General features: G+C 38.5%; 24 protein-coding genes and 1 tRNA gene. 10 read left to right on the top strand and 15 right to left on the bottom strand.

Annotated features, from left to right (window positions below; genetic code table 11):
* Window positions 1–60 precede the first annotated feature (60 nt).
* From HU823_RS14820 to HU823_RS14810, 3 genes are all read right to left on the bottom strand, one after another.
* Window positions 61–1185 (bottom strand): N-acetyldiaminopimelate deacetylase, encoded by a 1125-nt coding sequence (locus tag HU823_RS14820; protein WP_197222559.1) that lies wholly within the window; start codon window positions 1183–1185, stop codon window positions 61–63.
* A 24-nt stretch (window positions 1186–1209) separates the two neighbouring features.
* Window positions 1210–1926 carry a 2,3,4,5-tetrahydropyridine-2,6-dicarboxylate N-acetyltransferase gene (gene dapD, locus HU823_RS14815; RefSeq protein ID WP_144701039.1) on the bottom strand — a complete coding sequence of 239 codons (717 nt, stop codon included), beginning with the start codon at window positions 1924–1926 and terminating at the stop codon, window positions 1210–1212.
* Between the two features lie 69 nt (window positions 1927–1995).
* A complete protein-coding gene (locus tag HU823_RS14810) occupies window positions 1996–2865 on the bottom strand; it encodes a LysR family transcriptional regulator (RefSeq protein WP_144701041.1) in 870 nt (289 codons plus the stop codon).
* Between the two features lie 123 nt (window positions 2866–2988).
* On the opposite strand from HU823_RS14810, the gene HU823_RS14805 reads away from it, so the two are divergent.
* Both HU823_RS14805 and HU823_RS14800 read left to right on the top strand, forming a co-directional pair.
* Entirely contained in the window at window positions 2989–3720 is a 732-nt protein-coding gene (locus tag HU823_RS14805) for a sulfite exporter TauE/SafE family protein (RefSeq protein ID WP_197222558.1), read from the top strand.
* A gap of 6 nt (window positions 3721–3726) precedes the next feature.
* Complete coding sequence (locus HU823_RS14800; RefSeq protein WP_197222557.1) at window positions 3727–4092, top strand: VOC family protein; 366 nt, start codon at window positions 3727–3729, stop codon at window positions 4090–4092.
* Here the strand turns inward: HU823_RS14800 and HU823_RS14795 are convergent.
* From HU823_RS14795 to HU823_RS21975, 3 genes are all read right to left on the bottom strand, one after another.
* Window positions 4084–4974, bottom strand: coding sequence for a cation diffusion facilitator family transporter (locus tag HU823_RS14795; protein WP_144701047.1), 891 nt, complete (start codon window positions 4972–4974; stop codon window positions 4084–4086). The two genes, HU823_RS14800 and HU823_RS14795, sit on opposite strands and share 9 nt — an antisense overlap.
* Window positions 4975–5065: 91 nt before the next feature.
* Window positions 5066–5812: an SDR family NAD(P)-dependent oxidoreductase gene (locus HU823_RS14790; protein ID WP_197222556.1), complete on the bottom strand. Its 747-nt coding sequence runs from the start codon at window positions 5810–5812 to the stop codon at window positions 5066–5068.
* Window positions 5813–5933: 121 nt separating this feature from the next.
* Entirely contained in the window at window positions 5934–6383 is a 450-nt protein-coding gene (locus HU823_RS21975; protein ID WP_231607471.1) for a CotD family spore coat protein, read from the bottom strand.
* A gap of 175 nt (window positions 6384–6558) precedes the next feature.
* On the opposite strand from HU823_RS21975, the gene HU823_RS14780 reads away from it, so the two are divergent.
* Window positions 6559–7884, top strand: a complete 1326-nt coding sequence (locus tag HU823_RS14780; RefSeq protein WP_197222555.1) for a short-chain fatty acid transporter — start codon at window positions 6559–6561, stop codon at window positions 7882–7884.
* 71 nt (window positions 7885–7955) lie between these two features.
* Here HU823_RS14780 and HU823_RS14775 read toward each other — a convergent pair.
* Window positions 7956–8031, bottom strand: a tRNA-Val gene (locus HU823_RS14775).
* Between the two features lie 148 nt (window positions 8032–8179).
* A complete protein-coding gene (locus tag HU823_RS14770; protein WP_197222554.1) occupies window positions 8180–8737 on the bottom strand; it encodes a phosphatidylglycerophosphatase A family protein in 558 nt (185 codons plus the stop codon).
* A gap of 141 nt (window positions 8738–8878) precedes the next feature.
* Between HU823_RS14770 and HU823_RS14765 the strand changes: the two genes are divergently transcribed.
* The 4 genes from HU823_RS14765 to HU823_RS14750 all read left to right on the top strand — a co-directional run bounded on the left by HU823_RS14765 (window position 8879) and on the right by HU823_RS14750 (window position 11406).
* Complete coding sequence (locus tag HU823_RS14765) at window positions 8879–9607, top strand: alpha/beta hydrolase (RefSeq protein WP_197222553.1); 729 nt, start codon at window positions 8879–8881, stop codon at window positions 9605–9607.
* A 62-nt stretch (window positions 9608–9669) separates the two neighbouring features.
* Window positions 9670–10188, top strand: a complete 519-nt coding sequence (locus HU823_RS14760; protein ID WP_144701058.1) for a YjcG family protein — start codon at window positions 9670–9672, stop codon at window positions 10186–10188.
* Between the two features lie 2 nt (window positions 10189–10190).
* Window positions 10191–10625 carry a GNAT family N-acetyltransferase gene (locus tag HU823_RS14755; RefSeq protein ID WP_197222552.1) on the top strand — a complete coding sequence of 145 codons (435 nt, stop codon included), beginning with the start codon at window positions 10191–10193 and terminating at the stop codon, window positions 10623–10625.
* Between the two features lie 85 nt (window positions 10626–10710).
* Window positions 10711–11406 carry a YetF domain-containing protein gene (locus HU823_RS14750; protein ID WP_144701062.1) on the top strand — a complete coding sequence of 232 codons (696 nt, stop codon included), beginning with the start codon at window positions 10711–10713 and terminating at the stop codon, window positions 11404–11406.
* Here HU823_RS14750 and HU823_RS14745 read toward each other — a convergent pair.
* The 5 genes from HU823_RS14745 to HU823_RS14725 form a co-directional block, all read right to left on the bottom strand.
* The gene (locus HU823_RS14745) at window positions 11378–12292 is read right to left on the bottom strand and encodes an MBL fold metallo-hydrolase (RefSeq protein ID WP_197222551.1); all 915 of its coding nucleotides are present in this window, start codon (window positions 12290–12292) and stop codon (window positions 11378–11380) included. The genes HU823_RS14750 and HU823_RS14745 overlap by 29 nt on opposite strands.
* Window positions 12293–12337: 45 nt before the next feature.
* Window positions 12338–12565 (bottom strand): hypothetical protein, encoded by a 228-nt coding sequence (locus tag HU823_RS14740; RefSeq protein WP_144701066.1) that lies wholly within the window; start codon window positions 12563–12565, stop codon window positions 12338–12340.
* A gap of 129 nt (window positions 12566–12694) precedes the next feature.
* On the bottom strand, window positions 12695–13024 hold the full coding sequence (locus tag HU823_RS14735) for a hypothetical protein (protein ID WP_197222550.1): 330 nt from the start codon (window positions 13022–13024) through the stop codon (window positions 12695–12697).
* 63 nt (window positions 13025–13087) lie between these two features.
* Complete coding sequence (locus HU823_RS14730) at window positions 13088–13975, bottom strand: hypothetical protein (protein WP_197222549.1); 888 nt, start codon at window positions 13973–13975, stop codon at window positions 13088–13090.
* A 136-nt stretch (window positions 13976–14111) separates the two neighbouring features.
* Window positions 14112–15227, bottom strand: coding sequence for a hypothetical protein (locus tag HU823_RS14725; protein ID WP_197222548.1), 1116 nt, complete (start codon window positions 15225–15227; stop codon window positions 14112–14114).
* Between the two features lie 120 nt (window positions 15228–15347).
* Between HU823_RS14725 and HU823_RS14720 the strand changes: the two genes are divergently transcribed.
* Window positions 15348–16322 carry a hypothetical protein gene (locus HU823_RS14720; protein WP_197222547.1) on the top strand — a complete coding sequence of 325 codons (975 nt, stop codon included), beginning with the start codon at window positions 15348–15350 and terminating at the stop codon, window positions 16320–16322.
* 50 nt (window positions 16323–16372) lie between these two features.
* Window positions 16373–16525: a hypothetical protein gene (locus HU823_RS14715; RefSeq protein ID WP_197222546.1), complete on the top strand. Its 153-nt coding sequence runs from the start codon at window positions 16373–16375 to the stop codon at window positions 16523–16525.
* 33 nt (window positions 16526–16558) lie between these two features.
* On the opposite strand, the gene cysC is transcribed toward HU823_RS14715, so the two are convergent.
* Entirely contained in the window at window positions 16559–17164 is a 606-nt protein-coding gene (gene cysC, locus HU823_RS14710; protein WP_255548978.1) for an adenylyl-sulfate kinase, read from the bottom strand.
* Between the two features lie 21 nt (window positions 17165–17185).
* Window positions 17186–18316, bottom strand: coding sequence for a sulfate adenylyltransferase (gene sat / locus HU823_RS14705; RefSeq protein ID WP_197222544.1), 1131 nt, complete (start codon window positions 18314–18316; stop codon window positions 17186–17188).
* 333 nt (window positions 18317–18649) lie between these two features.
* Between sat and HU823_RS14700 the strand changes: the two genes are divergently transcribed.
* Window positions 18650–19978: a glycosyltransferase family 2 protein gene (locus HU823_RS14700; RefSeq protein WP_197222543.1), complete on the top strand. Its 1329-nt coding sequence runs from the start codon at window positions 18650–18652 to the stop codon at window positions 19976–19978.
* Window positions 19979–20019 lie beyond the last annotated feature (41 nt).

Below are 20019 nucleotides of genomic sequence, written 5' to 3'. Positions count from 1 at the left end.
ATTAGGAGACTGAAACTAGAGAAAAGAGCAAAAAAAAAAACGGCCGAAGTGGCCGCTTTTCTAATTTCTATTCCCTTTGAAGATAAAATATTGAACTAACAGATCTACAGCATGTTGAATCGCTTCTTCTTGCGGCTTTAATTTTGAATGATGGAGACCGTACGGAGTATCAACTCCTAGCCAGAACATGAACCCCGGAATTTTCTCTAAGAAATATCCGTAGTCTTCCCCTGTCATAGCTTCTTTACATTCAAATACATTCACAGTTTTTTGCTGCTTAGCGAATTCCATGAATTCTCTAGTTAAGACCGGTTCGTTATCCACTTGGCGATAATTCGAACCATAATCAATCACTGTTTCACATTCAAATCCGCGCGAAATACCTTCAACTAAAGCTTCGATCCTCTTTTTCACTTTTTCCATAGCTTCTGGAGATAAAGTTCGAATCGTGCCTTCTAACCTTGCTTTCTCAGCGATAATATTTTGTTTCGTTCCACCCGTTATCTTGCCGATCGTAACAACTGCAGAATCCAGTGGATCAATATTACGCGCAACGATCGACTGCATCTGTGTTACCAGATGGCTTGCAGCAACTACCATATCATTGCTTAAGTGGGGATAAGCAGCATGACCGCCTTTTCCGATCAGATCGATGAAAAGTTCAGATGTATTCGCAAATAATAATCCTTCTTTTACAGCAATCGTACCGACCGGATATTCCGGAGCAATGTGGAGCGCTGTGATCATGTCAGGTTGCAGCTGTTGAAACAGCTCACTCTCTCTCATAGGGAGAGCTCCCCCTGGTCCTTCTTCTGCAGGCTGAAAAATAAATAACAGATGGTCATCTATCGGGTTCTGTGCAAAATGAGACAATAAACCGATCGCAATCGTCATATGAATATCGTGTCCACAGGCATGCATCATTCCTTCATGAAGAGAAGAAAATTCATAACCTGTTTCTTCAACAATAGGCAGTCCATCCATATCTGTTCGATAAGCTATCGTTTTTGATGGATTTCTTCCGATCACTTTTACATATATGCCCGTTTCCCACGTGTGAACTTCAAGATGATTCTGAGGAAAAGTGGAGATGAGATCAAGGATATATCTCTGAGTTTTAAACTCTAAGAATCCTGGCTCCGGTATACGGTGCAAGTCTTTTCTTATCTCAAGCAACGATTTCATCTTCTCTCATCCCCTACGCTAAAATTAGTCGTTTAACTGACGAAGCTCTTGTCTAATTTCTGTTTTTGATTTTGTTTTTTCATCGATTTTCTTTAGTACACGAGCAGGAGTTCCACCAACTACTGTGTATGGTTCTACGTCTTCGATCACAATGGCACCTGCAGCTACGACAGCACCTTTACCAACTGTAACACCTTCGAGAACAACTGCATTCGCTCCAATGACTACATCATCTTCTACAACAACTGGCTTAGCTGAAGGTGGTTCAATAACACCTGCTAGTACAGTTCCTGCACCGATGTGGCAGTTCTTTCCTACAGTAGCTCGTCCACCAAGTACTACGTTCATGTCGATCATCGTTCCTTCACCGATAACTGCTCCAATGTTAATAGAAGCACCCATCATGATTACGGCATTGTCACCGATCTCAACTTGGTCACGAATGATTGCACCTGGTTCAATACGAGCTTTGATGTTCTTCATATCTAACAATGGAATCGCTGAGTTGCGACGGTCATTCTCGATCACGAAGTCTTCAATGTTGCTTTCATTTGCTTTTAGAGCAGCTTCAATATCTTTCCACTCACCGAATAGGACAGCCGTGTTGCCTGAAGGGAACACTTTCGTTTCTTGGCCAAAATCGATATTTTCAAGATTTCCTTTTACATAAACTTTTACTGGTGTAGATTTTGTTGCGTTTTGGATAAATGAGATAATTTCGTTTGCATCCATCATTTTCATTTTTGCTAGTTCCTCCTTAAAAGTCATTCTGTATTGTATTAAACCACTAAATATAGAAAGATTCAAACCTTATTCATTCGTTAGTTTTCGAATCAAATCCATAAAGACATTGACTTGTTTGAGCTCCGATCCTGTGCCGTGATGAATAAGCCAAGTATCTCGTTTAATGGCATTACCCTTTTTATCTGTTAATGGGATCTTATAGATATCGTCCTCAGGCCGAAGACTGATCGATGGGAGAATCGCATAACCTATTCCATTTAGAGCCATCTGTTTACACGTTTCAATCTGGTCAACAACAATTGTTTTTTGTGGCGTCGTTTTAAAATGAGTATGCCACCAATCTTGTATTTCTTGATAATAGGTTGAGTGACTCCTAAACTGAATAAATGGTTTAGTCGTATCAGAAAGCTCGTCAATGGATGAGATCGTCGTATCGACTAAATATAAGTGGTCTGACAAAATATGTTCTTTGCTGCCTCTCCACTCTGGATTTCCTCTAACAATTCCAAGGTGTATCTTATCTTCGTAAAGGTGTTTAATGATTTCCGAACTCCAACCCGTTATTAGTGAAATATTTACATGAGGGTAGAGATTCACATACTCTTTTAGCACATGAGGTAACCAATATTGACCTATGATAGAGGCCACCGCAAGCTTTAATGTGCCGTGAACATGCTCTGAGAGAGATTGAAGTTCTTCTTTTACAAGCTCCTCTTTTTGAAGAACTTCCGTAACAAAAGCTAGAATTTTTTCTCCAGAAGGTGTTAAATTCAACCCCTTTTGAGAACGAATAAAAATAATGGTTCCCCAATTGTTCTCAATCGTTTGAAGCCTCTGACTGAGAGCAGGTTGAGATACGTATAAACGCTCAGATGCTTTCCTCATATTTAATTCTTCAGCAAGAACTTTTAATATACGAAATTCAGATAACTGCATTATTTCTCCTTTTAGCATTCATAAGTTTTTCTTATTGAAAATTATCTAATATATGTAATTTATTTTAAGTATACCTTAACATAGGATAGATATGTAAAGAGAAAATGAAGGGATGTGGATCCATTGTACATTCTCATATTCGTGGGCTTTATAGCAACTTTTATCGGCACTCTTTCTGGAAGTGGGGGCATGATTAATTTTCCGATCATGTTATTATTAGGTGTTCCCGTTCACTCTGCGATCGCAGCGAATAAATTTGCCAACATGTTCAGTTCTTTTTCCAGCTTTTTTGTTCTCTTACGAAAAAATGATACAAAGCTTACGCCTTACCTCATTTCAGGTGTCATCAGTCTGCTTGGAGGAATTGCAGGCGGCTTGACTGCTTCCTCAATATCTAGAGAAAATTTAACCATCATCGCTCTCTTCTTACTCACAGGTGCACTCTTCTTAACCTTTCTAAAAACAAAGAGAGAAACAGATCCTAATCATGAGATCAAACAGCTGCCTGTAAGTAAATATCCCTATCTTTTTGGTATCGGAGCTTACGATGGCTTATTTGGTCCAGGTCAGGGAACCTTACAGATGCAGCTTTTTTTGCGAAACGGCTTTACATATATTCGCACTCTTTCGTTTACGCGATTTAATACGTTCTTAAGCTGCACTGGAGCTGTATTCACTTATTTGTGGGCTGGTCATTACCTGTGGAACGTAGCCATACCGCTGACGATTGGAAGCATCTGTGGAGCACAAGCTGCTGTAAAGCTTGCACCTCGCTTAAAAACAAAACAAGTTACAATCCTTATGAGGACTGTAACTGTTCTGCTTATTCTTCAATTAATTATTCAATGGAGGTAATAGATCATGAAAATAACAGGCATCCATCATGTCCAGATATGTATTCCACGAGAAAAGATAGATGAAGCACGAGATTTTTATAAAGGAATCCTGCAACTTGAAGAAATTCCAAAACCAGAGGCTCTTCGAAAAAACGGTGGGATGTGGTTCGAATTCGCTCATCAACAACTACACATCGGAGTGGAAGATCAGGTTTACAAAGGTAAACACCATCCCGCATTTTTAGTTGATGATCTCTTAAGCTTCAAGGAACATTTAGCTCTCCACCATATACAGATACAAGAAGAACTCCCGATTCCGGGATTTTCTAGGTTTACGATAAGAGATCCATTCGGAAATCGGATAGAATTCATTCAGCCCTCTTCACTTTAATGGGTTATCTTTGTTCTTTCCGTCCTCTGGTTCAACGTGAACTTGTATACTTTCAACATTATAAGCTTCTTTGATCGTGTCTTCTATCTTTTCTGTGATTTCGTGACTTTCCACTACATTTAGGGAAGGATCAACTTTAATCGTTACATCGATAATAGCTCGGTTACCGTGTTTACGAGCTTTCAGGTCTCCCACGTTCTCTACACCTTCAACATCTAGAATCTTGTGCTCCATTTCCTTACCTTCTTCATAATCAAAGCCATCTGAAAGGTTATGGGAGGTTTCCGTGAAAATCTCCCAACCTGTTTTAATGATGATTAGACCAACAAGAACTGCTGCGGCAGGATCTAGCCATGGTAAGCCGATCTGTGCACCAAAGATTCCGACTGCGGCTCCAATGCTAACAAAAGCGTCTGAACGGTTATCAAGAGCGGCTGCTTTTAGCCCTTGGCTGTCTGTTTCTTTAGCTACCTTAATATTATACAAATAAACGATGATCATCACTGCCGCACCAAACAATGCGATCAAGGCTGCCGTCAGCGAAGGCTCCGTTTCCACTCCGTTAAACATCTTTTTAATAGAAGATATCAATACTTCTATACCGATAACTACCATAATAAAGGAAGCAACCATCGATGCAATCGTCTCTGCACGCAAGTGTCCATAAGGATGATCCTCATCTGCTGGCTTCCTTGAAATTTTCAAACCTATTAATACTGCGATAGAAGCGATTATGTCAGTAGCATTGTTTAATCCGTCAGCAACTAAGGCATCGGAATTATAGAAAATACCTGACACAAGTTTAACTATTGATAGAAAGATATATGCTCCTAGACTAAGATAAACACCGCGTTCCACTCTTTTTTGCTGATCAGATTGCATTCTCTATTCTCCTTCGTTAAATAATACCTTTTACATCATAAAGAATGGATTCCGGGTGGGTCTAGAGCAATCTTTTTCCCTATAGGAAACATTAATGTTCATAGATCATTTTTCTAGTCATGCCGCCATCGATCGTAAGATTTTCCCCGGTAATAAAATTATTGTCAGACTGCGCTAAGAATAAGCATGCCCTTGAAATATCAGCTGGCATACCCACTCTTTTTGAGAGATGCTGATCGTGATCAACTTCACGTAGCTCCTTATAATCTCCTGTATGTATCCAACCAGGACTAATGGAATTTACGGTAATAAAATCTTCAGAGAACGATGCAGCCAAGGCGTGAGTTAAAGCAACAATTCCGCCCTTAGTTGCCGCATAGGCTTCGGAATGAGGCTCAGACATCACCGCACGAGTGGAAGCCATATTAATTATGGATCCTCCACCTGTTTGAGACATGTACTTGGCTGTTTCTCTTGAAAAAAGAAATACACTTCTTAAGTTTGTGTTTAAAATATCATCCCATTCATCTACAGATAATTCATAGGGGGATTTCCATTTCGAGAGACCAGCATTGTTGATCAAACATTGAATGTCACCTAATTTATCATGTGTTTCTGCTACTGCTTGAATGATATCATCGGGATTCTTAACGTCACATGTTATCGCAATTGCATCCTTTTGAATCGATGTAACCTCAGACAAAGTTGATTCAAGTTCATTTTTATCAAAATCTATTAATGAAGGAATATAACCTGCTTTGGCAAAATCAATTGCGATTTGTTTACCTATCCCTTTTGCTGCTCCTGTAACGATTACAACTTTTGTATCACGACTCATCTTCATAACCTCCAGAAATTTATGTGTACTAATCTATTCATTCCCCATACCATATTAATTTCACACAAATTCATACAAAAATAGAATAGAAAAGCTGCCGACACTGTCGACAGCTTCACTTTTACTTCTTTCTCCAAGGGCCACATGGACCACATGGAGGAGGGCATGGCGGGGGACAAGGTGCCATGATTGGTTGTACAGTTCCACAAAGGTTTTGCTGCGTTGCTTGGTTTACTACGTTCGTGTTCTGCGGGAAGTAATGTACATATTTGTAGTTCATCTGGTTGACTTGAGTCGTTTGAGTTGGATGAATCATCGGAACATATACATCTTGCTGGTTATATTGAACTTGTTGATTCGTAGGACTAAACTGTGCAGGCATAACTTGTGGAGGATAGTATTGAGACGGTGATACTGCAGGGTATCCACATCCACCCATCTGTGGCATCTGTTGCATAGCTCCCATCGTAGGCGCCATCTGTCCCATTGCTCCCATCGTAGGTCCCATTGCACCCATATTAGGAACCATTCCCTTTTTGGCAAAAATGCCAGGGCGTTTAAATAAAGCCAAAAAAATGTTCTCCTTTCAAAAACCTTATATCCTATTTCTCTATATTTTATGTAGGACGACTTAAAAAGTTCGTCCATTTATCAATAAGTATTAAAAGGATTTTGTAGAAATTAATCGAACTGTACTTGAAATACATACTATTCAAATATCATTTAAGAGGAGAGGAAGAAGCGTTTTGAGACTTTTAATTTCATTTTCAAACAGATTGATGCAAAGGTATATGCCTGACCCCTTTTTGTTAGTCATCTTACTGACATTCTTCGTATGTGGTTTAGCACTATTTGCGACAGATAGCACCCCTATTGAAATCGTTAATTATTGGGGTACAGGTTTTTGGAGTTTATTAACATTTTCCATGCAGATGGTGTTAATATTAGTGACCGGACACGTTATGGCAAGCTCCCCGCTATTTAAGAAACTATTAGGATCTTTAGCAAAAATTCCAAAAACACCAGGACAAGCTATCATACTCGTAACGTTAGTCGCGCTCGTCGCATGCTGGATCAATTGGGGCTTCGGACTTATAATAGGTGCTCTATTCGCAAAAGAAATCGCAATGAAGGTAAAAGGTGTCGACTACCGGTTATTAATCGCAAGTGCATATAGTGGTTTTATCATATGGAGTGGAGGTCTATCGGGCTCGGTTGTCTTAACAATCGCTACACCGGGACACTTTACCGAAAACATTATGGGCGTTGTTCCAACGAGTGAGACAATCTTTTCATCGTTCAACTTCATTATTCTTGCAGGTCTATTCCTATTGGTACCAATTATTAATAGATTAATGGTCCCTCCAAGTGAAAAAGCGTTTGTAATCGATCCTGCATTGTTAGAGGAAAAAGAATCTCTAGAAGCAGCAAGTAATGAAGAAACACTTCAAACTCCTGCTGACCGACTTGAGAATAGTCAGTTATTATCTATCCTCATCGGACTTTTAGGCATTTCATACCTCGTCTATTATTTCACCAAAAATGGGTTCGCCTTAAACCTGGATATCGTAAACTTTTTATTCCTATTCATCGGTATCATCTTACATAAAACACCACGGTTATTTTTGAAAGCGGTTACGGATGCTGTGAAAAATGCGAGCGGAATTATTATTCAGTTCCCTTTTTATGCCGGATTAATGGGTATTGTAACTTCATCAGGATTAGTAGCTGTTCTGTCCAATATGCTAATTTCTTTTTCAAACGAACATACTTTTCATTTATTTACTTTATGGAGTGCAGGCCTCGTTAACTTTTTTGTTCCGTCTGGAGGTGGACAATGGGCGGTACAAGGACCCGTTATGTTAGAAGCGGCGCAAAACTTAGGGGTTTCTTTATCAAGAACAGCAATGGCTGTAGCTTGGGGTGATGCATGGACAAACATGATTCAACCATTCTATGCCCTTCCTGCTCTGGCTATCGCTGGATTAAAAGCAAAAGACATCATGGGTTATGGCCTTGTTATGATGATCATTACAGGAGTCTTCATCTCTGGCGTGTTTTTATTGCTGTAACATTTGGACTGAAAAATATAGATACTGAACAAAAAACCTCCTTATCGCTAAGGAGGTTTACTTAATATGTATGGTGACTCGAGAGGGGTTCGAACCCCCGACCTCTACCCTGTCAAGGTAGCGCTCTCCCAGCTGAGCTATCGAATCAATCTATCATCTAACAAAAATTATTATATATGCTTTTTAAGAGTTTTGACAACACTTTTCTTTTGGTTCCTTAAATAACAATTGTTATTCTTAAAATTTTGCATAAAAAAAGACATCTCCAATGATCGAAGGTGTCTTCTTTTATTTGTTATCCGATCTTCTCTTCCTCGTCACGCATTTTTATCTCTTCTGTATCTAAACGTTCTTGCTTATCACGAAGTCTGTGTGCGAGTCGGCTGGATGCGTTGGCTGCAATGCTTGCGACTAAATCATCCAAGAAAGTATGCACTTTACCATTTGCTATCTTTGTATCTAATTTTTGAATAATACCCATTTTAAATTTGTCTAAATGGCCAAAAGTTGTAACGGCTATCGATCCATAACCGAAAACAGCTCCTAGTGCGATCGTTTCATCTACCCCAAACAATCCTTCATCTTGTTCAACGATACTTTGAAGAGGTTCAGATAATTTTCTTTGTTCGGCAAGTATATCAAGTTCTACTCCGACTAGAATAGCATGCTGGATCTCGCGCTTCATGAGAACAGCATCGACGCTCTCTATACAATCTTCTTTCGTTAAGCCAGGTGAAAATGGAATCTGCATTTCATATACAATCTCAGCGATCTCAGGAATTGTGACGCCTCTTTCATTTAACAGCCTTCTAGCCGCTGCTTCAACTTCTCTACTGTGCACTCTATTATTCAACAGACTTCACCTCTTCTTAATGTTCGATCTCTTTTGGCAAAACGAATTGATTCTTTCATTATATCATTATGTGATACAATAAAACGAGTTGAATGAAAACGCTTATAATTTAAAGATCAGTCAGCATAGGAGGTACTTTTTATGGTCATTCTTAAAGGTTCTATTACAGATGATAAAATATACAGCAACTACTTGGATGAGGAGATTGACTTGCTCATCTATCTGCCTTCTAAGTTTACTCCACTCGTTAAATACCCTATCCTAATCGCTCAAGATGGCAGAGACTACTTTCAGTTAGGAAAGCTGGCGAAAACCGCCGATCGACTAATGGAAGAAGAAAATTTACAGAGCTGTATCATTGTTGGTGTAAATCATAAAGGCATCGAAGATCGAAAAGCAAAATATGACCCAACTGGAGAGAAGCACGAAAATTACATTCGATTCATGGCATTTGAACTTACCTCTTACCTTAATGAGAAGTTTAATACGCTTCAACTTGGTGCGGGCATGGGGTTAATCGGAGATTCTCTAGGTGGTTACATAGCATTTAAGCTGAGTATTCTGTATCCGAATACGTTCGGTAAAGTGATCGTACAGTCTCCTTACGTTCCTGAGAGCCTTATTAATACCGTTGAATCCATAGAACAAATGCAAACGTTGACCATCTATCACTCAATAGGTGATGAAGAAGAAAAGTTTACGAATCCTGAAGGAATAACAAAAGATTTTTTAACACCTAACCGACAGCTGAGTAAGCTTTTGAACAATTTAGCTCTCGATTATGAATACGCTGAGTTTCAAGGAAATCATCTCTGGGTAAATTGGCAGAAAGACTTAGTTCCCGCGTTAAGGTTTCTTTACAGCGACTAGTAACTGTGGGAAATAAATAGAATATTTGGTATACTAGTTCAAAAGATGAGGGAGGAAGAAATATGAAATACGGTATAGCAATTTTTCCATCAAAAAATCTACAAGATAAAGTGAATTCCTACCGAAAGCGTTATGATCCGCATTATGCCCTTATCGCACCTCACATCACATTAAAGGAGCCTTATGAGGCAACTGAGGAAGAAATTCAAGAACAGATCTCCTATATTTCTTCTGTTGCAAAAAATATAGATCCGTTTTCTATCTTGATAAATAAAGTAGGATCATTCCATCCTGTAAACAATGTAATCTTTTTAAAAGTTAATGAAGCAGATGAAATAAAATCACTTCATGAGCAGTTATATTCTGGTCCGCTTGAACACCAACAGCCGTACAATTTTGTACCGCATTTAACACTTGGGCAAAAGCTGTCTGATGAAGAACATTCAGACGTATTAGAACGTTTGCGTATGATAGATATAGAACACGAAGAACGAATCGATCGTTTTCAACTTCTCTATCAACTTGATAACGGTTCTTGGACGGTCTATGAAACATTTCGTCTTGGAAAAGGAGTACAATAATATTGATTAAGACGTTTACAACGAGTGAGCAAGGCTTTCAAGATGCACTAGCTGTAAGAAGAGATGTTTTTGTTCACGAACAGCAGATTGATGAAAACGAAGAAATTGACAACAATGAAGATGTCTCCTTGCATTTTGTTCTTTACGATGAAGAAAAGCCGGTTGGTGCGGCTAGACTTCGTGAAGTTAATGGAGAAGGAAAAGTAGAACGCGTCTGTATATTGTCTTCTCATCGAAAAAAAGGACTTGGAGAAGAATTGATGAACGCTATGGAAACAGCAGCCATCAAACGTTCTTTACCTAGCCTTATATTATATGCACAAACACAGGCAGAAGACTTTTATAAAAAACTGGGGTATCTTACAACCTCCAAAGAACCATTTCTAGATGCTAACATTCCGCATGTTGCTATGAAAAAAGCATTGAAATCGTCGTAATGGCGATTTCAATGCTTTTTTGTTTATTACGGTCTAATCTCGTCAAAACTGTACAATAAAACGTACGTTGAGGAGACTAAGGTTGATGGACATTCATGTTGGACAATTGACAACCGAATTAATCGTAGGGTTTATCGCTCTCTTTTTGTTAACAAAAGTTTTAGGAAAAACGCAGATTTCTCAGATAACACCCTTTGATTTTATTTCATCTATTTTCTTGGGTGAATTAGTCGGTAATGCTATGTATGATGACGAGACTTCTATATTCGTTATTTTGTATGCCATTGTAATCTGGGGCTCCATGGTTTATGTAGTTGAAATTATATCTCAGAAATTTAAAGGTACGCGAAAATTTCTGGAAGGCGCCCCCACTATCGTCATTCGTAACGGACTGATCGATCGTGACATGCTTAAAAAGAGCAAGCTCGATATCAACCAGCTTCAAAACTTAGTTAGACAAAAAGGATTTTTCGGTTTAAGAGAAGTTGAATATGCCATATTAGAATCTAATGGATCTTTAAGCATATTGCCTAAATATCAATACGGCCCTCCAAACAGACAGGATTTGAACCTGCAAAGCCAGCAGCAGCCGGAGTTGCCAATTACACTTATATTAGACGGCGAACTAAATCATGATAACCTTTCAACAGCTGGACTTTCAAAAAATAAACTATTAGAACAAATTCACAAACAAGGATACTCCGATATAAAAGAAATCGTGTATGCAGAATTCTCAGACGGTAAACTGTTAATCATGCCTTGTACGAAGCCGAAAAAATGACAGGCCGTCCGTTCGTAATCTGATACGCTGCACTTCCATTCTCTAGCAAATAAATAACATGTGCAGAGATGGCTGTTCGAAACAAGGAATATGCCCCCAGGTTTGTCGGTTCAACTTCGTATTTCGTTAACATTGAGGCCACAATATCCTCTAATGATATTCCAGAGTTACCTGAATGGTTGATCATATTCTGTACTTCTAAAGAAATTGTTTCATATATAAGGATATTATCCTGTATAACATCCTTATACTCAGTTTCATAATTACCGTGACCAGGAATCATACCTTCCGCATCAATCATCTTCAGCTTCTTTAAAGTTGCTATGTTTTCACCAGCATCAACAATAAAGGGAATCTTATGCTTCCGGAGTACATCTTTTCCTAAAAACGCATCGGCAGCATATAAAATGCCGCGGAATAAGATTCCATGTTGATTATAGCTATGACCTGGAAGATGAATAATTTGAACTTCTGGAAATTGTTCTATATTTCCTTCTGAGCATATTTCATCAACACGTATAGCGGGTGCTTCTAAAAATTTATTGCGCATTTCTTTTAAAGGAAAATTCCCATGCGATAGATAGATTGGTTCAAGTACAGGATTCCTCATAATTGCTTCTTCTAGTAGAGGAGCGATTGTATGTACATCAACCTTTTGTTGTATATAGAATGCACCTCCAAAATGGTCCGCATGAGCATGAGTAATGAATAGATGGGTTAAAGGCAGCTTTTCATTATGAAGATGCTTTAACACTTTTTTGGCTGCTGATGAATCAAGTCCAGCATCTATTAACATACCTTTGCTTTTGTCATTATTCACGATATACCCTATGTTAACGGCACTCTTAAAGTAATAACAATCAGTCGAAAGTTCAATAAATTCCACTATTAACACCCCAAGTCTTAATGTTATGAACAAAAAAAGAAACCATCATATGGTTTCGTTAATTATATTTCCTTTGCCTTCCATTTCACTTAAGATCTGATCAAAAGAACGCTTTTCTTCAAAGGTCAATCTCTTCTTATTCTGAAATGAACGTACGTCTTCATTCTGGATTGGAGGAACACTAGCAACAACAGGTAATCCTCTTTCAGCTTTTTCCATCCGACTAGCATATTGCAACTGCTGAATTGGTAGGTACGGCAAGATATACCCCATCGATATCCTCTCCTTTATCATTACTTCTCTATTTCTTACCCTATACCTTCTAAATCTATGTTTTCTAAGTGTAATATTTAAAAAAAAGAGCACTCTGTTGAGAGTACTCTAAAGAAACATTTGGATTGCTTAGACCCAAGGATCATAGTGGCAGCCCTTGCTTGAGCTTGAGCTGGAACTTGAGCTAGAGCTTGAGCTAGAAGAAGATTCATGTTTTGAAGAAGATTCATGCTTTGAGCTAGATTCATGTTTATGGCTAGATTCATGTTTAGAAGATGACTCATGTTTATGGCTAGACTCATGTTTATGACTAGACTCCCATTTGCTAGAGCTTGATTCGCACTCTACCTTCTTTTCATGAATAATAACTTTATCTGCTTTAATGATTACTTTATCAGCATAAACCTTCTTATGTTTTTTATGCTTCTTCTTCCTTTTACAATAATAACAATCTTCCATGTTACAACCTCCTCGTATAATACATCATATGCAAGTCTCACGAGTTGGTTATAGGCTGTCTCACTAAAAGTTGATCGCTATATGATTAACTGCTTTTGTTCGATAGTTTTGTTTATGAAAATAAACGAACGCTTCTACCGTAATATTTTCATCGATACCACTCTTAAAAGGAATTTGGAAATCATCCAAAGAGAGTTTGTCACCACTTTTAAACTTGGTTTCACGTAGTGGACAGATCCACATCTCTCCCCGTTCTTTTGCTTTTTCTGCCCACTCATTATCCATATACATCCAAATAGACTGTGTCATTTCTTCCTGTGAGGGTGACGCGATCAGCGATATGATCTTTCCTTTTAATGAACAAGCTTCTGCTGGTTGGAACCTGAAACAAATATAAGGATTCTCCAACGTCTCTGTTCCAGTATTTTCGATAAAGAATGAGCCTCTAATAAAGCCCTTCTTATCTTTAGTAAAAATTACCGAATAGTCGAAATAGCACGCACTGTTAAAGCCTTCTTTTTTCTGAGGTTCTGAATTATTTTCTGTATCAAGCTCTTCAAATACAGGTTCAGATGTGCGGTTGATATTGATCCGCTTTTCCATACTTTTGATTCGCTGTTGGTACAGGTCAATCTGTTGGTCTTTATCGTTCATCTCATCTTGAATACTTTTCAACAGTTCTTCATAGCTCTGCATCCTTTTTTCCATCTCATGTTCTTCTAATCTTTTTAATTTTCTTGTGAGTTCTTCAACTTGTTTTCTTAGAGCTAGCAGTTCCTTTTCATTTTCTTCAATTATCTTAAGGGATCGATCATTGTTCGTCTCTTTTTCAAGTCTTTCGATGGTCTCTTCTGCGAATACGAGCTTTTTCTCGAGATCAAGTGCTTTATCTTTGTAATAGTCCACTCTAGAAACGAGCCGTTCATAACTTAATTTATCCTTCGTCCCCATGCATCTTCCCCCTTGCATAATTAGGCTCTTTCCCTATTGTATGTAAGCTATTACTATTCGTTCACATTTTTTTCATGAACAAGAAAGACCTGCAGGCAATTGCCTCCAGGTCATTTCTATTCTTCAGATCCAATAATTATTGATGTTGCAAGCAGTTTTCGATAGCGATTTCTCCAGAATCTGCTCTTACAACACCTGTAGAAAATACTTTCGTACCTGCTCTGTCAATAAGTTCTACCTCAAATTGATTTCCATCTGCTGTCTCAACAATAGCCAGGTTAAACTTATACTGTTCCCCAGAAGCATCCAACGTTCCTCTTCCTGAAACAGTTAATCTTAGTCCACCAGCATATTCATCACAGCTGAGTGTATCTTGTGTGAATTCAGTAGCTGTATATCCTGTATCGTTAAGAGATAATTGGAACCTGCTTCCTGAAAGGTTATAGTTTGGGCAGATTTCAACGGATATCGTTACTCTGCCTGCTTCTGTAGCTCCATCTTCTTCACACGTTAATCCGCTAGCAGTTCCTCGTGATCTACACAGGCAGCCTGGCCTGGGATATATGTCCGGGCATTGTTGCGGAAACACTACCTCTGGACACATTTCTCCCTCGCTTTCCTCTGCATTTAGGTCATTTTCACGAGGTGAGCAGAACTTCGCTAGTACCTCTAGTTTCACTTCAGCTTCAACTTGGATATCCACACAGAATGTAATGTCTACAACGAATGATGTTGGAGAAGGACTATTCAACAATACCGTTCCTGTTGGGATGCGAGCAAAAATCTTAGTGATTCGGCAATATAAGTCTGTTCCATCTGGATAACACAAGACGAAAGATTCAAATACTGATGCATTAACCAGCTGCTCTACAACGATTACTCCGTTACGGTCTACAACTTGAACTTTAATATCTGTTGTAAAGAGTAGCTCTACAAGCTGCGCTTCAGCAAAACCTCCGTTAAGTGCTACTGTTACATCTCTCTTATCTCCAACTTGCTCGCATAGATATAATTCAGGGCATGCTGCTTCATTTGTTTCACCTGTTAGTGGGAATGCTGGAGGAGTCTTAGGTACCTTCGTAACCAATCTTAACGGACGGCGTGAAGGATCATCCAATGCTTCTTCTATGGCTTTAATTTGTTCAGGAGTAAAAGAAACGGTCTTTCTTACGTTTAGTGTATCCGTCACCCAGTCGTAAACTTTCTGAACGCGGATACACTCATCCTGCAAGTGTTTATGATTATTTCCCATTGTTTCCCTTCCTTTCCTCATCATGATCTGAAGATTCCATACATACTATGGAAATAGAGTGGGTTATGACACAAGAACGAAAGCCTATTTTTATAGATAAGCGTTAAGGAGGAAGCTATCATGAGACCAATCTGGTATCAAAATCAGAAAGTGTGTGAGTTATCATCCATAGAATATGAGGCTTTATGTCTTTTATTGCCTTATTGGGGATTGCAGATCTCTGATGACGGAGAAACAATTTCAGGAGCTCTTTCTACATTTATGTTTGGTATCCAAGGGCTATCACAAAAGAAAGTTAAAGAACTAGATCAGCTCTTGAGTCATACAGGTATTAGAATTACAACCGATGATCACGTTAAATGTGACCACCGTTTTTATGTAGATTTCCATAGCGGTCATCCTATGCCACTCGCTCTGAATACACCCGAAAAACAATTGTATTATTTGAACCCTTCACCCACATTCAGATTGCCTGTTCAAGCCGGCATCCACAAGGGGATTACCTTAAAAAGAAAAGATGGACCTCTCTTCTTAGCCGTTCAGCCTTCTTATGAAGAGAAAGTTGTAGAGTGGATTTGTTATTTAGTCATCCAAACCTTTTTACGTGTGTCATTTGAATCTCTTTCTTCTGTTTCAGAGTCAACATTCTTTTCATGTGCGAGCAAAATCTTAAAGCCTATTAATACTTACTTTGCAGCCGCTCAGATCCCGTTACTAGACAAAATTGAAGAAAGACCAAATGTAGAAGTTAAACAGAATCCATCCCCTTCTTCTCCTGTACAAAACAAGAGGGAAGATCTTTTTTATGAGACAACCGAACAGAAGCCTGTTAATAAACGATTAGATGCACCAAAAGCGACTGTTCCGCAAATTCGACCCTTTTCAGCTGCTGGTTCGCTCATCACCAACCAGATTCCAAAACCTTATGAGCAGAGTAAGGTTTTATCAAGAAATGCAAGTCCGATCAGTCCTTTTAAAACAAACAGTCCCACTGAAAAAATCATTCAACCTTTTAGTAAGAATACTTCTGATGCAAAGAAAACATCAGTCATTCGTCCATTTCAGCCGAATAAGAACACCCCGTCCTCCGATTGAGAATATAATGCTATTGTTCAAAGATATCCAATCATGAGGAGAGATCATAAGTGAATAAAGAAGATCTGCAAAAGCTTTATGCTGAAATCAAAACAAAGAAATTGAACAACGCAGGAAAGAGTCAGTCTTTAATTAATCCTCCTGTAAAAAAGGGCTGCAGTTCATGCGGAAAAGTAACGTGGAAACCTAATAAATCTAACTAAAAAGCTGCCACCCTAAAGGGTGCAGCTTTTCCATTATGAAATATATTGATTTGCCACCAAAAAATTAATGATTTGTTCAGCACTTTCTTTAACTTCAAGAAGATCTGTTTTTACAATAATTTCTGGTGAAACTGGTGCTTCATACGGATCAGAGATACCCGTAAAATTAGTAATCAATCCTTCTCTTACTTTTTTATAGAGTCCCTTTGGATCTCTTTTCTCACATTCTATAAGACTGCAGTCTATATAGACCTCTACAAATTCTTCATCAGAAAACAAACTTCTGACTGCATCTCGATCTGCAGCAATAGGAGAGATAGCTGCAACTAAAACAATCGAGCCGCCTTCCACAAATAACTTTGTTACTTCTCCGATTCTTCTGATGTTTTCCGTTCTTGCTTCTTTTGAGAAAGCTAGATCTCTATTTAATCCGTGTCTAACATTATCCCCGTCAAGTAACATGGTACTGTGCTGCCTTTTATATAATATTTTCTCAACTTCCGAAGCTATCGTTGATTTTCCAGAACCAGATAGCCCTGTAAACCAAAGTACAAAGCTCTTGTGACCATGTAGTTTCTGTCTCATTTCCTTCGTCACATTATGCTGTTGCCATGTTATATTTTTATCTTCTTGACTCAATTCGTTAGCCTCCATAACTTTTTATTTAGCATAATAATCGCGTAATATTGAAATGACCTCACTGCGGCTAAAATTGGTTGGTATCGGCTCGTTATTTTTAAGCATATCTCTTACTCTTGTTCCTGATAAAGTAAGTCTGTCTTTATCGTCATGCGGACATGTTTTAATCGTGGCCATTGATCCACATTTCGTGCAATAAAAACTATTCTCGAAGAATATAGGGATTATTCCTAACTCATCCTTATCAAACTCTGCAAAAATATGCTGCGCATCATAAGGACCATAAAAATCTCCGACTCCGGCATGATCTCTTCCTATTATAATGTGGCTGCATCCATAATTTTTTCTTATGATGGAGTGAAAGATCGCTTCACGTGGACCCGCATATCTCATCGATCCAGGAAACGCACTTAACAGAACGCGATTTTTTGGATAATAATGCTGAAGAAGTGTTTCATAAGATTTCATTCTAACTTCTGCAGGTATGTCATCTTGTTTCGTTTCACCAACTAAAGGATGCAATAAGAGCCCGTCCATCTGCTCAAGAGCAGTTTTTTGCAGATATTCGTGTGCACGATGAATGGGGTTTCTTGTTTGGAACCCAACGATTCTTTCCCAGCCGTTCATAATAAATTGTTCCCTTGTTTCTTTTGGGTCTAAATAATAAGAAGAGCCAACTTTTCGAGGAGGTTTGTTCACCAACGTAACTCGTCCGCCTAAGTACCAACTTCCTCTATTCATTACATTGCGTACCCCTGGGTGAGTTAAATCCTCCGTACGATAGACTTGTTTTACTTCTAGAAGTTTGTCAGGTTTATAGATATCCGTGATTTCTATCTTCCCATAAATCGTATTTTCATAAATAAGTAAAGCTTCATGCTGTTTTGTTAATTGTTTAGCTTTGTCTTCTGTAACAGGCAATGTAATTGGAACACTCCAAGGAAGCCCGTTAGTTAACCTCATATAAAGCACAACAGCTTCATAATCGTCTTTGTTCATAAAAGAATCAAGTGGACTAAATGCACCGTTAGAGAGACATTCTAAATCAGATAAACTGATCGGATCTAATTCAATTTTTATTAGATTTTGATTGCAATCGACGTTAGCAAACTGCCGATTGACTAAACTTCCACCATGAGGAAGAAGGAGCATCGATTTCACCTCAACTATTAATCAATTAGCTCTTGCTAATCATTACTAGTGTATGAAGGTAAGACAAGTTTTGTGAATGTATTCCCAATAGATGTTTAGAATCCGTTTATTTCCATTCCAGGATACTTCGCTTTCCGCGGAGTCTCGCACCTTCCATTCCAATCAAATTTTCAGCGTTGAAAACACCGTAAACCACAAACAAGAGTTCCAATGCATATTTAAGTGAATTATTTACCAAAATAACCAGTCCACTTCTTGCATAAATGAATAGAATGCTTGTATCGCACTATGACATTATCAATCATAGAGTAATTGAAACTAGGAGGAACTTTAGTGAAAGTAGGCGTTGTACTCCCCGTATATCATCAGGAAAGGGAGTATATTTTTGAATGCATAGAATCAGTTGAAAAACAAACTTTTCGTGATTTTAAACTTGTAATCGTACTTGATGGACCTAATGATGAAACGGTCGCAGCAATAAAAGATGCTAGTAAACTTTTAACTATTCCATATGAGATCGTCGATCGAAAAGTGAACCTTGGAATATCCCCTACATTGAATGAGGGCTTTGACCTTCTTCAAGATTGCCCTTATCTAACGTGGATTTCCAGTGATAACAGACATGATCCAAACTTTTTAGAGCGACTAGTCGATACGATGGATCTAGCATCGAAGGATACGGTATTGGTGTATTCATTTTACAGACGGATCGATCAACATGGAACACCAATCACTTATACAAAAGCATGGTACGAATATGTCGAGCATTTTATGACGAGGAAAAAGGATGAAATATTCCAGAATTGTTTCATTGGTGCATCATTCTTGTTTACGAGTGAAGCTTTTTCAAAAGCTGGAGGCTATAGGGATAATTTTCCTAACGTCCAAGACCATGATTTTTGGATTCGCTTGCTTCAACACGGAGATTTTGTACTGCTGCGGGAATATATTATGGAATATCGATTTAATGGAAGATATGCTCTAACTACAAACATCCCTCCAGAGCAACTAACGATGGAGAGTATGGCTAGCAGTATTGACATTCAAAAGCGTATTGGAAAGTTGCCAAAAGTAAGTGTTCTTCTATACTCACATAACCATGTTAAAACGATCGACCATGCACTGAGCAGCATTCTCCAACAAACGTTGAGCGACTTTCAAATCGTTGTAGTGGATGACGGTTCGACCGATTTCACTCCTGATTCTATTCATCTGACCCATGACTACAGAATGATTCCATTGCTATTAAATCATCGCGGAAAAGCTGGATCCATTGAGATCGCTCTTGATTATTGTATCGGTGAGTATGTTCTTTTTATGACTGGAGAAGACTGGCTAGATCCACAAGCGCTAGAGCAGATGGTGTTAAAGATGGAAACCTTACCTTCTGAAACAGATTTGTTGGTAACAAATCATAAAATTTGGTACGATCGTCGAGGACGTTTGACTTCAGGACCAATTATAAATGGCACTCGATATGGTAAATCCCCTTTAAACAAAACCATTCAACCATACGCAGTAATGTATCGATTAAGTTCTCTTCATAAAAGTTTGAGTGGCGTCTCACAAGATCAAGTTGAAACTCACTTTTATAGTCAGCATATTAAGCCTGGAAATGCGCATTGGATGAATATGGCTCTATACCATAAACGAATGAAATAAAAAAAGCGTCCCAATGAATTTGAACTGCACCCCGTCAAGTA

The sequence above is a fragment of the Fictibacillus sp. 18YEL24 genome, assembly GCF_015903855.1.
Lineage (GTDB): Bacteria > Bacillota > Bacilli > Bacillales > Fictibacillaceae > Fictibacillus > Fictibacillus phosphorivorans_C.
The sequence above is the reverse complement of the archived record's forward strand: the minus strand, read 5'-3'. Positions and strand labels throughout refer to the sequence as shown.

Bases quoted from the DNA above. Each gene is read 5' to 3' on its own strand.
- HU823_RS14820 (WP_197222559.1), bottom strand. From the start codon at position 1,185: ATGAAATCGTTGCTTGAGATAAGAAAAGACTTGCACCGTATACCGGAG.
- dapD (WP_144701039.1), bottom strand. From the start codon at position 1,926: ATGAAAATGATGGATGCAAACGAAATTATCTCATTTATCCAAAACGCA.
- HU823_RS14810 (WP_144701041.1), bottom strand. From the start codon at position 2,865: ATGCAGTTATCTGAATTTCGTATATTAAAAGTTCTTGCTGAAGAATTA.
- HU823_RS14800 (WP_197222557.1), top strand. From the start codon at position 3,727: ATGAAAATAACAGGCATCCATCATGTCCAGATATGTATTCCACGAGAA.
- HU823_RS14795 (WP_144701047.1), bottom strand. From the start codon at position 4,974: ATGCAATCTGATCAGCAAAAAAGAGTGGAACGCGGTGTTTATCTTAGT.
- HU823_RS14790 (WP_197222556.1), bottom strand. From the start codon at position 5,812: ATGAGTCGTGATACAAAAGTTGTAATCGTTACAGGAGCAGCAAAAGGG.
- HU823_RS14765 (WP_197222553.1), top strand. From the start codon at position 8,879: ATGGTCATTCTTAAAGGTTCTATTACAGATGATAAAATATACAGCAAC.
- HU823_RS14760 (WP_144701058.1), top strand. From the start codon at position 9,670: ATGAAATACGGTATAGCAATTTTTCCATCAAAAAATCTACAAGATAAA.
- HU823_RS14750 (WP_144701062.1), top strand. From the start codon at position 10,711: ATGGACATTCATGTTGGACAATTGACAACCGAATTAATCGTAGGGTTT.
- HU823_RS14740 (WP_144701066.1), bottom strand. From the start codon at position 12,565: ATGGGGTATATCTTGCCGTACCTACCAATTCAGCAGTTGCAATATGCT.
- HU823_RS14735 (WP_197222550.1), bottom strand. From the start codon at position 13,024: ATGGAAGATTGTTATTATTGTAAAAGGAAGAAGAAGCATAAAAAACAT.
- HU823_RS14730 (WP_197222549.1), bottom strand. From the start codon at position 13,975: ATGGGGACGAAGGATAAATTAAGTTATGAACGGCTCGTTTCTAGAGTG.
- HU823_RS14725 (WP_197222548.1), bottom strand. From the start codon at position 15,227: ATGGGAAATAATCATAAACACTTGCAGGATGAGTGTATCCGCGTTCAG.
- HU823_RS14720 (WP_197222547.1), top strand. From the start codon at position 15,348: ATGAGACCAATCTGGTATCAAAATCAGAAAGTGTGTGAGTTATCATCC.
- sat (WP_197222544.1), bottom strand. From the start codon at position 18,316: ATGCTCCTTCTTCCTCATGGTGGAAGTTTAGTCAATCGGCAGTTTGCT.